Source organism: Candidatus Williamhamiltonella defendens (genome assembly GCF_900699045.1).
GTDB classification, from domain to species: domain Bacteria; phylum Pseudomonadota; class Gammaproteobacteria; order Enterobacterales; family Enterobacteriaceae; genus Hamiltonella; species Hamiltonella defensa_A.
The window spans coordinates 483,953-496,073 of record NZ_CAADHL010000001.1 but is presented as its reverse complement, the minus strand read 5'-3'; the positions used below and the strand labels follow the sequence as shown (position 1 = coordinate 496,073).

The window sequence follows — 12,121 nt, the reverse complement described above, 5'->3', positions numbered from 1 at the left end:
AAGTCTCTCTAATTATAAAAGCCCATTTTAAATGGGCTCTTGCTCAATTTTATTTTTTGCCTTAGCACGATTAAAATTTTAGATCATGAAAATTCCTATTAACATAGGCTGCAAATTCGGTATAGCCGCCAATATGTTTCTTATCAATAAAAATTTGCGGCACGGTTTCCACCGGTTTACCCACCGTTTTGTCTAGATCCGCTTTTGTGATCTTTTTAACATGCATGTCGATATAATCAAAATTAATATTCTTATCTTTTAATTCTGATTTCAGTTGTTGTGCCAACTCTATTGCACGGGTGCAATAAGGACATTTTGGACGCCCAAAAATAACAATAAACATAAAAATCTCCTAAAAATAAAATAGATTTTTAAAAATTATTAAAATAAAACAGGATGAATCAGGTTAGGAGTAATTGTTCCATAATTCGTTGATACATTTTAGTCAATAGTTGAAGATCAGCTATCGAAACCGATTCATTGACTTTGTGGATACTTTGATTAATAGGTCCTAATTCCACCACCTGTGCTCCCATTAATGCGATAAAACGCCCATCAGAAGTGCCCCCAGTGGTTAAAATGTCAGGTGGGCTATCACAGTAATGTTGAATTGTATTCAGAACTGCATCAAGCAATTCACCTTTGGGTGTCAAGAAAGGTTCGCTGGAAAGTATCCAGGTTATTTGGTAATTCAACGCATAACGCTCTAACAAATTTTCAACCTGATTTCTTATCATTCTATAGGTCGATTCAGTATTGAAGCGAAAGTTAAATTGAACATGCAATTGATCAGGAATCAGATTACTCACCCAATCCCCTGCTTTTATACCCGTTATCTGCAGGCTTGTGGGAGGAAAAAACGCGTTACCTTGATCCCACTCAATCATCGACAATTCTTTTAAAGCTCCTAATGCTTGATGTATCGGATTTTGAGCTAAATGAGGATAAGCCACGTGCCCTTGTACACCCTGAATACATAATTGCGCCGTTAAAGAGCCGCGCCTGCCATTTTTAATGACATCTCCTATCCGTTCGGTACTTGAGGGTTCCCCTACTAAGCCATAATCCACTTTTTCATTGCGAGCCATTAAAGCTTGAATGACCTTAGAAGTTCCATTTTCGCCTGATGCCTCTTCGTCTGAGGTAATAATAAAGGCTAATTTCTGGCAATGGTTTGGATGCGCTTCGACAAAACGTTCAGCGGCGATAATCATAGCCGCCAAAGACCCTTTCATATCTGCGGCACCTCTTCCATAAAGACTTCCATCACGTATGGATGGCGTAAAAGGAGGTGTCGTCCATAATCTTTCATCACCCGCAGGTACTACATCGGTATGAGCCACAAAAACCAAGGTTTTTTCTCCAGAGCCTCTCCAGGCCCAGAGATTTTTTGTGTCACCAAAATGCATGGGTACAATAGTAAAACCGAAATAATTTAAGTGTTGAGCGATGATGTCTTGGCAACCAGCATCCTCTGGACTGATTGAACGGCGTTCAATTAATTGTTGTGCCAACATCAGGACAGGACAGATTTTATGATTCATGAGTGTTTTAAAAAAGTCGATTTTGTTTAATACTGAATCCAAATAAAAGTGTGCCATTAGACGATTCCAAAACAGGTCTCTTAATTATGGCGGGTTTTTGTAACATTAAACTATGCGCGCTTGCAGCATCTCTGATCTCTGCACGTTCTGTTTCACTAAGATGACGCCAAGTCGTTCTGCGTGTATTTAATAATGGCATCCAACCTAAACACGCTATAAAATTTTGCAGTACACAGAGGGTTAACTCATTAACTTGATAATCATGCAAGCGATAAATGACATTGTGCTTGCTGAGCCAAGAGCGGGTTTTTTGATGGTATCGCAGTTTTTAATACCGTAATGTGTATACATTCTTTTTATTTTGCTGTTTAACGTAAAATGTATTCATCAAAATCTCTTTAATTGGAATCAATGAATTTTTTTTACTGATTAATCAACGTTTGTATTATATGGAAGATATCTCCGCTTACAAATATGAAAAACAGTTGTCGATTAAAAATGTTGAGCAAGAAAAATAATTTTGAGAAATGCCATACTACTCACAAAACAAAAGGAATCGCGCCCAAATTCTATTGGTCCTTTTTTCTGCTTTCATACGTGCCGTAAAATCGATTTAATGTCGTTATAAGTCAGATTGATAAAAACATCACTACACAGTATCTTCAAAATTTAGCTTAAATGCTTTATAAACTGCTTTAATTAAATGCCTATTTAATAGAACGCATGTATCATGCCCCTGATTGCAGGTCAAAAAATTGACGAAACGACTTCGGCAGCATAATTAAAATGATTTACCACCGACTTAGTGAAACGCATAACAGAAAAATTGTGACAGCTTTGCAGCCCATACACTTGAGTCAATCAAACTATGATGGATGAAAATAAAATGTTTTTCTGACACCTCATTCATTGATAGAGCCACTGAACCAAGCATTCAATTTATTTTGTAATTTATCAATCCCAATCTTTTTCAAAGATGAAAATACATCTACTTCAATATCGCCCATAAAAGGTAAAATGGCTTCTTTTACCATATTAAGTTGTATTTTACTGGCTGACTTGGACAGTTTATCCACTTTAGTCAAGAGTAAATAAATGGGGATACGCTTGTTTATTGCCCAAGCAATCATTTGCTGATCAAGATTGTTAAGAGGATGGCGAATATCCATCAGTATTACTAATCCTCTTAAACAATCACGTTTGTTTAAGTACTCATTTAATGCTTTTTGCCATTTGATTTTTATTTCTAATGGTACAGACGCGTAGCCATAACCTGGTAAATCCACTAATCGTATTCCTTCGGACACTTCAAATAAATTAATGAGTTGTGTTCGGCCTGGTATTTTACTGATTTTCGCTAATTTTTTTTGCTGAGTGAGTGTATTCAGCGCGCTGGATTTTCCCGCATTGGAAGGGCCAGAGAAAGCAACCTCCATTCCTTGATCGGGAGGAAGATGATGAATATTCGGAGCACTCATCACAAAACGAGATGAATGATAGTTATTATTTGTTTTTTTCAAAATTTTTCTCATTGAGCAATCATTTTTGATAATTATATTTCATTTAAAAATAGATTTATTTTTAATCTCAGCTCAATCAAATAGGTAAAAATGCTCTAACCTTTGTAAGGTATTGACTATTCTAAAGTGCAGTTATATCTTATTTTTTTAAAAAAGTATTTTTTATTTTACAAAACAAACAATTATTTTAAATTTAATTATCAATAACTATATTGAGTAAATAAATAAAATAAGTCGACGGAGCCTGAACATTTTTATGAGCAATAAAAATGTTAAATAAGTTTCATTCAAAGACACTAATGTCATCAGATGAAATATAAGTAGTAAAAATACTGTTTTAAAATTTAGGAAAGAGATGCAGCCAAGGAAGTGATATAGAGATCAATTTTTTAGAATGAATCCAGGCGAACACAAAAAAGATGAAAGAAGAAAAAATAGATCAATAAAGATATGATTAAAATGCATGGAATGCTTTATTAAAGGAATGAGCCTTCTCAAATTAAGCTTCAAATAGGGGCGAGATCTTTTTGGTTACCTTGTCTAAAACTTACCTTCTTTATAAGAAACTTGATTGCTTTAGTTACTGCTAAAGCACCGTAGGTTTTTTAAATGAGAGATTAATATTAGATCCGTTCGTAAAAAACAGGTTTGGCATTTTGCGATTTTTAAGTGATTAATTCGCTTATTTTATGTCATTATTAAACTAATTTTTCAAATAACTGCCGTGATGGCTTCACATAAAGGCACCATATTATTGACCGTCATCGCGGCTACGTTCACTCGCCCAGAGTTGACGGCATATACCCCAAATTTTTCACGCAAACGTAACACCTGCTTCGTTTTTAAACCACTAAACGAAAACATGCCTTTTTGATCGATAATAAAACTGAAATCTTGATTCGCACCTTTTTCTTTTAAAGTTTGCACAAATAATTGACGCATCCTCTGAATACGCTGACGCATATCTGTTAATTCTTTTTCCCAAGCATTGCGTAATATATCGTCAATTAAAATTGTTTCTACTATCGCGCCCCCATGGGCGGGGGGATTTGAATAGGTTGCGCGTATGATGGTTTTGAGCTGACTCAATGCCGCTTCGGCGGTTTTATCATCACCTGCCACAATGGTGCAGGCACCAACCCGCTCGTTATATAGACCAAAATTTTTCGAATAAGAGCTACAAACCATAAATTCAGCATGTTTTTGAGAAAAAATCCTCAGACCTTCTGCATCCTCTTCTAAACCTCGCCCAAAACCCTGATAAGCAAAATCAAATATGGGTAATCCGCCTTTATTTTTTATGAATTCCGCCAGTACTTCCCATTGTTCTTTTGTTGGGTCAATCCCCGTTGGGTTATGACAGCATCCATGAAATAAAATCAAATCTCCAGGCTGGATTTTTTCTAGAGAATGTAACATTGCTGGAAAATTTAAACGGTGATGTTCTGCATCAGAATAATCATAATCAACGATTTGAAGTCCTACCGAAGAAAAGATTTGATTGTGATTTGGCCAAGTGGGTCGGCTTAGCCAAACTCGTTTGACGCCTGCTTTTTTGGTGACAAAATCAGCGGCAATACGAAGCGCACCTGTTCCGCCTGGGGTTTGTGCTGTACGGGCTCTTTTATCTATCAAAATAGGGTGATCTCTTCCGAATAAGAGATTCTGTGTACAAGCCCCGAATTTTTTTAATCCATCAATCCCTAAATAATTTTTGGTATTTTCATGGTCAAGTAAATGTTGTTCTGCTTTTTTTACCGTATTTAATATGGGGGTATGCCCTGTTTCATCCATGTAAATCCCAATTCCTAAATTAATTTTACAATCTCGAGGGTCTGCATTAAAACTATCTGCCAATCCTAAAATAGGATCGGGCGGAGCGTTTGTGATTTTTTCAAACATGTTCAATTTCCATGATTTGGGGATTTGCTATATTAAGCTGAGAGATTACCTTTAATTCATTATTTTGCCAATCCTCCGGTCGTATTAACATCAATTTTGAATAGCTAATATATGGCAACTTTAACAAAGCAGATTTTAAATAAGCACTATTTTAGGGAATGATCAAATACGATTGACATGTGATTTAGAAGGTAGAGTGAGCATGGGTTGTTTTAAGTGCTTGCTGTTTATGAGAGACTTTAGGTTGTTACCTCTTAACTTTACCTTTTCTATGTTATAAAAAATTTAGATATCATTCTAAGAAATACCATTTTTTATCATACTTTATGAAAAAGGCTTTATTAGATGAGTAAAGAGACCATTTTTAGTCAAATTATTAGAAGAGAAATTCAGGCTCACATTCTCTATCAGGATGAACTGGTGACCGCTTTTAGTGATATATCTCCTCAAACACCGGTACATATTTTAATTGTTCCTAACGTTTTTATCCCAACCTTGAATGATGTGCAAAAGCAACATGAGCCGGCTTTGGGTAGGATGATCACGGCCGCTGCTAAAATTGCACACGAAAAAGGGATTTCAGCAGATGGCTATCGCCTCGTTATTAATTGCAATGATCACGCGGGACAAGAAATTTATCATATTCATATGCATCTATTAGGCGGCTGCCCATTAGGGCCGTTATTTAAAGGACAAAAATAGTTATGAAGAAATATCTTCTGAGTACTTCTATCGTTTTGCTGTTAGCCAGTTGTGCTCAGCCGCCCGCAAAAATAGGGAGACTATTGAAAAGCGAACCATCCACTATTTCTACCGATTCACCTGAGGGTATCTTCTCAGAGTCAGCAGAAATAGGTATCGTGCCTTTAGCCCCTCAGATTAAATTATTTAATTGGTCAGCTTCTATGCAGCCCCTCATTGAGAATATGAGTCAAACGAAAGATCTGCCTAATGGCAGCGCTTTATTGGTAGATAGCGTCAAAAATAATACAAATGGGTTATTACAGATAGAAAAAGCCACTGAGAGCTTGCAGTATATTTTATCCTCCAATAATACTTTTTTTTTAATTTCAGCCAATCAATTGGCAAAGGCCAAAATAGCACTCGGGATCTCAAAGCAAGATAACCTCGGCTCACGTAGTAAGGCGATTGCTTTAGCGCGATATCTGAAAGCGGAGTATGTGCTTTATACGGATGTTAGTGATGACATTCAATCTCCTGTGATCAATATGGAATTGATGCTAGTGAAAACAGGTGAAATTATTTGGTCGGATAACACAGCAATGACATTTTCACCTTAGCCTTATCCGTTTATTTGTTTATTCATCGCATTTAATACGCGTTTTTCTGAAATAGGGTATGCAGTACCGAGTTGCTGTGCGAATAAACTGACACGCAACTCTTCCAGCATCCAACGTACTTCTTTTATCTCTTGTTCCTTTTTTCTCCATTCTGTCAATTGATTTTTCCATTTTATCCACAAATCGTTCAGTGTGTGTATTTTCTCCATATTCGATCGATCTGTTTGCAAGTGAGAGGGTAATTTTTCCAACCGTCTTTCGATCGCTTTCAAATAACGCAAAATATCAGCCAAAGGCTTTAAGCTATTATCACTAATAAAATAAGGACAAACCAACCCTTCTAATTGCTGTTTCATATCAGTAAAGGCGGAAACTTGTGAGAGATTACAACATGCTTGTAATTTTTTGTGAATAGAAAAAGCCTTATCCAATATTTGTTGAACTTCTCTTATTATTTTTTCTGAAACTTCATATACCTTGGGCTGTATCTTTTCTTTTAAAATCAAGAATTCAGATTGTGTCCACACAAGGCCTCCATATTCAGCCATCAGCTTATCTACCGAGCAGGCGACACAATCCTCTAGCAATGTTAGTATATTTTCATACGGATTAAAATAAAGCCCTAATTTTGATTTATTAAACCATTTTTGACGTAAATCCTGAGCAGGAGAAGCCATATTTAGCAAAAGCAGACGTCGGAGTCCCTTCCACATCATTATTTTTTGCTGTTGCCTTGTTTCAAATAAACGCAGTGCAACAGAATGGGTTTCATCCACCAACGCGGGATAATGTTTAATAGAAAAATTTTCTTTTGTGCTTTCATAGTAAAGAGGAACGGTACCAAAATTCCATTCTTTGAGATCTTGTTTTTCGAAAGTGCACTTTTCTATCAATGTATTGTGCGTTTTTTTAAACTGTCTTGTCAGTGCTTTCCGTAAAACTTCAAGATCTTTTCCTTCTTTTATTATTTGATTTTGGTTATCCAAAATACGAAAAGTGATTTTAAGATGCTCAGGTACTTGATGCCACCGCCAATCTTCTCTTGTTATTTTGACGCCGCTCATCTGCCATAATTTTTTCTCAATGGCACTTAAAAATGAACCTGATAAAGGCCGGATACTCTCTAAAATGGCCTGTGCATAATTTGGCACAGGAACAAAATATCGTCTTAGTTTTTTAGGCAGAGATTTCAGCAAGGCCGTGATGAGTTCAAAACGCATGCCCGGCACTTGCCAATCAAAATCTTGAGCTTGTATTTGATTAAATATCACGAGTGGAATATGAACGGTGACCCCATCGGTTTTATTGCCTGGCTCAAATTGATAGGATAAGTCTAATTTAAATGCTTCTTGGCTCCAAAAATTAGGAAAATCTTCTTCATTGATCTCCTGTGCATTTTCTGTAATCAGCATTGATTTATTAAAATTCAGTAGATCAGGGTCAGTTTGAAACACTTTTTTCCACCAATGATTAAAATGGCGTGAAGAGACCACTTCTTGGCCAATCCTTTGATCATAAAATTCAAATAAGGTGTGGTCATCGACCACAATATCCCTTCGTCGGGATTTATTTTCTAACTCTTCGGCTTCTGACAACAGCTTTAAATTTTGGTGAAAAAAAGTATGAGTTGTTTCCCACTCCCCCTCGACCAATGCTTGTCGAATAAATAAGTCTCTACATAATTTTGGATTAATCACGCCATAATTGATTTTTCGATCATAAATAATCGGAAGCCCAAACAAGGTGACTTTTTCATGGGCAATCACTGCCCCTTTATTTTTTTCCCAATGAGGTGCACTATAATGACGTTTGAGCAAATGTCCTGCTAGGGGTTCTAGCCATTCAGGTTTAATTCGTGCAGAGATATGCCCCCATAGTCGACGAGTTTCAAGTAATTCAGAGACCATAATCCACTTAGGTGGATTTTTAAACAAACAAGAGTGCGGAAAAATCGCGAAGCGTATGTTACGGGGGCCTGTAAATTCATGGCTTTTCATGTCTTTTTGTCCAATATGAGATAACAAACCCGTTAAAAGAGCCGTATGAATATGAAAATAATGGGGCTCAACATGATTGATGGATAATGTCAATAGATCTAATTTTTGCGCACTTTTTTTGAGTTGAGAGTAAATATCCTGCCATTCTCGTACTCTCATATAATGCAGAAACTCTCGATGACATAATTGACGAAATTGATTGACAGATAAAGCGTTCTGCTGTTTTTCGATATAATTCCATAGATGAATAAAAGCGACAAAATCGGAGTCTTTATCCGAAAAACGATGATGTTCTTCATCGGCCGCTTTTTTTTTATCTCGAGGCCTTTCGCGTGGATCTTGGATAGAAAGTGCCGCCGTAATAATCATGACTTCCTGAACGCAGGATCGTGATTGAGCTGCTAAAATCATTCGACCCAATCTCGGGTCAATGGGTAATCGTGACAATTGCAGACCTATTTTGGTCAGATGGGGTTTTGGGGTATGCTCTATTGCCCCAAGTTCTGACAATAACGCAATGCCATCTTGAATCCGTCGTTGATCAGGAAGATCAATAAAAGGAAAAGAAGTAATATCCCCTAAATGAAAAGCCATCATTTGTAATATTACAGATGAAAGATTCGTTCTTAAAATTTCTGGATCGGTAAAAACAGGGCGTGATAAAAAATCCTGTTCTTCATAGAGTCGAATGCAAATACCGCTGGAAATTCGTCCACAACGCCCTTTGCGTTGATTGGCAGCAGCCTGAGATATCGGCTCTAAGGATAATTTCTGAATTTTAGTACGAAAACTATAACGGCTGATTCGAGCGGTTCCCGTATCTATCACATATTTAATACTAGGCACCGTGAGAGAGGTTTCCGCAATATTCGTCGCCAAAATAATACGTCTACCTACATGTGCTTTAAAAATTTTTTTTTGCTCAGCATAAGATAAACGTGAATATAAAGATAATATCTCAGTGTGAGATATATTTTCTTGGCGCAGCACTTCTATTGCTGCACGGATTTCTCGTTCTCCACTCATAAAAATTAAAATATCGCCCTGTGTGGATTCTCGATATAGCTCATGCACAGCATCTATAATCGCTTGAAACCCTTCTCCTTCGCTTTCATTCGTTTTTTGAGGAGGACGATAACGAACTTCAACGGGATAACTCCGACCAGACACTGCAATCATCGGTGCTTGATTAAAATGCTCAGAAAATCGCTGTGAGTCCAGAGTGGCTGAGGTAATGATGATTTTTAAATCCGGCCTTTTAGGAAGGAGTTGCCGTAGATATCCCAAAATAAAATCAATATTCAGGCTGCGTTCGTGGGCTTCATCAATAATAATGGTGTCATATCTCATCAAAAGGCGATCATGTTGAATTTCAGCCAGTAAAATACCATCGGTCATCAATTTTATTGCATTGTTTTTATTAATTTTTTGATGAAAACGCATTTGATAACCCACTCTCTCACCAAGAGTCGTTTTGAGTTCATCGGCAATCCGCTGAGCAACGTGATAAGCGGCTAAACGGCGTGGTTGTGTATGACCTATCATGCCTGTAACACCGCCGCGCCCTAATTCCAAACATATCTTAGGCAGCTGTGTTGTTTTTCCAGATCCTGTTTCACCCGAGATAATCACGACCTGATGACGTTTGATAATTTCGCAAATTCTTTGTTTTTGTTGTGTAATCGGTAAATTTTCTGGGTATTCAAAGAGAGGATCGTTCATTTAGTAATCGGTCTATTAAATTCTTTTAGATAATCAATGACGATTGTATCGTGGTCGCTGTTTTTAAAATCAGCAAACACTTTTTCTATTTTACCTGTGAGATCAATGAGAAAACTGACGCGATGGATTCCCTCATATTTTTTAGGCATAAAATTTTTTTCACCTCAAACCACAAATTGCTTTAAAACCTGATGATTAGCATCAGAAAGAAAAGTAAAATTTAACAATTCTTTTCATGAAATTGAAATATTTTTTGTGGAGAATCGATGCTGATGCCTAATATTTCAACACCGAATGCTTTCAATTTATCCATATTATCTCGTAGTGCACAAGATTGAACGGTACAGCCTGTATGTTATCGCTTTGGGATAAAAATAAATCAACACTATTTTTGAAAAAAATTACTCAAATGAATTACTTCGGCATCTTAAGCTACTAAAGCAAATTTTGGTGCAATATTACCTGCTTTTAAAGGGGACATAGAGTTACTTTCCAAATATCATTTTTGAATAAATTTTTTAAATCAGTCTATAAACATTTATCTCCATATGAGTTTGACGATATTTAATCAGATCCTGAATACTTAAAACCGTCATTTGATGTTTTTTTGCAAACGCAATGACTTCATTGGCACGTGCCATGGTGCCATCATCATTAGTGAGTTCACATAACACGCCCGCGGGTTTTAAACCCGCTAACCTTGCTAAATCAATCGCCGCTTCTGTATGCCCAGAACGACCCAGAACGCCTTTGGGATGCCCTTTTAAAGGGAAAACATGGCCTGGACGATGAAGATCAGTAGGCTTTGCTGTCTCTGATATCGCCGTTTTAATGGTGGTGATCCGATCTGAGGCTGAGACTCCTGTGGTAACCCCTTTTGCTGCTTCAATACTGACTGTAAAAGGGGTTTGAAAAGTACTGGAATTTTTTTCAACCATCATCGGCAGTGCAATCTGTTGGCAACGTTCTTCAGTTAAACAAAGACAAACAATACCACTGCCATGACGAATCGTCATGGCCATTTGTTCGACCGTCATGGTTTCTGCCGAAAACACAAAATCGCCTTCATTTTCGCGATTTTCATCATCCAGCACCATAACACCATGACCGTTTTTTAAATTCTCCAGTGCCTTTTTGACTCGGGCTATAGAATTTCCGAAATATTTAAGACAGATCTGATTCATGAAAAATCCTTCTGTGAAAGACGAACAAACCATCATTAGGAGAATCTTTAGCTAAATACTTAAAAATGATGATAATCAATAACAATAAATTATTGATATAATTTTAAATATGATCAAATCTATTTGTCATTAGAATAAAATTGTTTAGCCATAAAGCGGTTTTTGTTTGTTTTAATTCTGATAAGCGTATTAAAAGTATTTTCAGGAAGCGTTACTGAACACAGTGAGCATGATGTCAGAGTGCAAAGTAGGATTTTTCGTAAAATGAGTTCCATTATTGGATAGAAATTGACTCATCCCCTGTTTTAACAGCCCAGCCTCATTTTGATGCGAGTTAGCCCCTGTGGAAACGATGAATCAACTTCAGGCTTTAACACATCTTCAGACGGTGCAGTTACTTCATCAGATGAGTCTTCAGCATCCTTTTTTGTTGGTGTTGGTTATAAAAAAGCGTGAAATCCTTCATTTGAATGCGTTTCAAGCCAATTTTTAAAGGGGTTTACTATGCTTTATCATAAATTTTTTGTATTTTTTAAAAATTCTTCCTTATGTTCTTCAACCATATTTTTTGTATCATCAAATAGTGCATCTATAACATTCGGAAACATATCCTAAAAATAAACAATAAGAGTTGGCCCTGTAATATAATAGTTTAGGTTATTGTTCACCAAAAACTAATCGCTTAAAATGTTTTTTATTGTCAAAATTTTATTAAAGTTTTTTATCAAAATGGTTTTTAAAATCACTGAGAAAATGAGTCGGGTTTCACCTTTTTATAATCTAGCAACATACGTAGGTATGCCTTCTATTAAAAAAAAGAATTAATGAATTCTTCTACCCTACTGTAATTGATCAACAGGTGAATAAATTCGTGTCTTATAGTCCTATTGAGTTCCTCCTGAGTGCGATCACCAAGATAGATATAGATATTATTATTGGGTGCATACCCTA

General features: G+C 36.5%; 9 protein-coding genes and 2 pseudogenes. 3 read left to right on the top strand and 8 right to left on the bottom strand.

Going from position 1 to position 12,121, the window contains the following annotated elements; genetic code table 11:
• Nucleotides 1-70 precede the first annotated feature (70 nt).
• The 5 genes and pseudogenes from CICURV3402_RS02265 to CICURV3402_RS02245 all read right to left on the bottom strand — a co-directional run bounded on the left by CICURV3402_RS02265 (nt 71) and on the right by CICURV3402_RS02245 (nt 4,966).
• The gene (locus tag CICURV3402_RS02265; RefSeq protein WP_158379652.1) at nt 71-343 is read right to left on the bottom strand and encodes a GrxA family glutaredoxin; all 273 of its coding nucleotides are present in this window, start codon (nt 341-343) and stop codon (nt 71-73) included.
• Nucleotides 344-401: 58 nt separating this feature from the next.
• Nucleotides 402-1,544 carry a succinyl-diaminopimelate desuccinylase gene (dapE, locus tag CICURV3402_RS02260; protein WP_158379651.1) on the bottom strand — a complete coding sequence of 381 codons (1,143 nt, stop codon included), beginning with the start codon at nt 1,542-1,544 and terminating at the stop codon, nt 402-404.
• Between the two features lie 7 nt (nt 1,545-1,551).
• A pseudogene (locus tag CICURV3402_RS02255) lies at nt 1,552-1,895 on the bottom strand (ArsC family reductase).
• A 551-nt stretch (nt 1,896-2,446) separates the two neighbouring features.
• A complete protein-coding gene (yihA, locus tag CICURV3402_RS02250; RefSeq protein WP_407079051.1) occupies nt 2,447-3,076 on the bottom strand; it encodes a ribosome biogenesis GTP-binding protein YihA/YsxC in 630 nt (209 codons plus the stop codon).
• 699 nt (nt 3,077-3,775) lie between these two features.
• Nucleotides 3,776-4,966: an amino acid aminotransferase gene (locus CICURV3402_RS02245; RefSeq protein ID WP_158379650.1), complete on the bottom strand. Its 1,191-nt coding sequence runs from the start codon at nt 4,964-4,966 to the stop codon at nt 3,776-3,778.
• A 345-nt stretch (nt 4,967-5,311) separates the two neighbouring features.
• On the opposite strand from CICURV3402_RS02245, the gene CICURV3402_RS02240 reads away from it, so the two are divergent.
• Entirely contained in the window at nt 5,312-5,668 is a 357-nt protein-coding gene (locus tag CICURV3402_RS02240) for an HIT domain-containing protein (protein WP_158379649.1), read from the top strand.
• Nucleotides 5,669-5,670: 2 nt separating this feature from the next.
• Nucleotides 5,671-6,267, top strand: a complete 597-nt coding sequence (lpoB, locus tag CICURV3402_RS02235; protein WP_158379648.1) for a penicillin-binding protein activator LpoB — start codon at nt 5,671-5,673, stop codon at nt 6,265-6,267.
• A 2-nt stretch (nt 6,268-6,269) separates the two neighbouring features.
• Here the strand turns inward: lpoB and hrpA are convergent, their stop codons facing one another.
• The 3 genes and pseudogenes from hrpA to ribB all read right to left on the bottom strand — a co-directional run bounded on the left by hrpA (nt 6,270) and on the right by ribB (nt 11,170).
• Complete coding sequence (gene hrpA / locus CICURV3402_RS02230; RefSeq protein ID WP_158379647.1) at nt 6,270-9,986, bottom strand: ATP-dependent RNA helicase HrpA; 3,717 nt, start codon at nt 9,984-9,986, stop codon at nt 6,270-6,272.
• Nucleotides 9,983-10,401, bottom strand: a pseudogene (gene bcp / locus CICURV3402_RS02225) (thioredoxin-dependent thiol peroxidase). The gene hrpA and the pseudogene bcp overlap by 4 nt, the downstream one beginning before the upstream one ends.
• 103 nt (nt 10,402-10,504) lie before the next feature.
• Nucleotides 10,505-11,170: a 3,4-dihydroxy-2-butanone-4-phosphate synthase gene (ribB, locus tag CICURV3402_RS02220; protein WP_158379646.1), complete on the bottom strand. Its 666-nt coding sequence runs from the start codon at nt 11,168-11,170 to the stop codon at nt 10,505-10,507.
• 352 nt (nt 11,171-11,522) lie between these two features.
• Between ribB and CICURV3402_RS02215 the strand changes: the two genes are divergently transcribed.
• On the top strand, nt 11,523-11,663 hold the full coding sequence (locus CICURV3402_RS02215) for a hypothetical protein (RefSeq protein WP_187306893.1): 141 nt from the start codon (nt 11,523-11,525) through the stop codon (nt 11,661-11,663).
• Nucleotides 11,664-12,121: the final 458 nt, after the last annotated feature.

Excerpts from the sequence above, each read along its gene's own strand:
- CICURV3402_RS02240 (WP_158379649.1), top strand. The coding sequence starts at position 5,312 with ATGAGTAAAGAGACCATTTTTAGTCAAATTATTAGAAGAGAAATTCAG.
- CICURV3402_RS02265 (WP_158379652.1), bottom strand. The coding sequence starts at position 343 with ATGTTTATTGTTATTTTTGGGCGTCCAAAATGTCCTTATTGCACCCGT.
- dapE (WP_158379651.1), bottom strand. The coding sequence starts at position 1,544 with ATGAATCATAAAATCTGTCCTGTCCTGATGTTGGCACAACAATTAATT.
- hrpA (WP_158379647.1), bottom strand. The coding sequence starts at position 9,986 with ATGAACGATCCTCTCTTTGAATACCCAGAAAATTTACCGATTACACAA.
- yihA (WP_407079051.1), bottom strand. The coding sequence starts at position 3,076 with ATGAGAAAAATTTTGAAAAAAACAAATAATAACTATCATTCATCTCGT.
- lpoB (WP_158379648.1), top strand. The coding sequence starts at position 5,671 with ATGAAGAAATATCTTCTGAGTACTTCTATCGTTTTGCTGTTAGCCAGT.
- CICURV3402_RS02215 (WP_187306893.1), top strand. The coding sequence starts at position 11,523 with ATGAATCAACTTCAGGCTTTAACACATCTTCAGACGGTGCAGTTACTT.
- ribB (WP_158379646.1), bottom strand. The coding sequence starts at position 11,170 with ATGAATCAGATCTGTCTTAAATATTTCGGAAATTCTATAGCCCGAGTC.
- CICURV3402_RS02245 (WP_158379650.1), bottom strand. The coding sequence starts at position 4,966 with ATGTTTGAAAAAATCACAAACGCTCCGCCCGATCCTATTTTAGGATTG.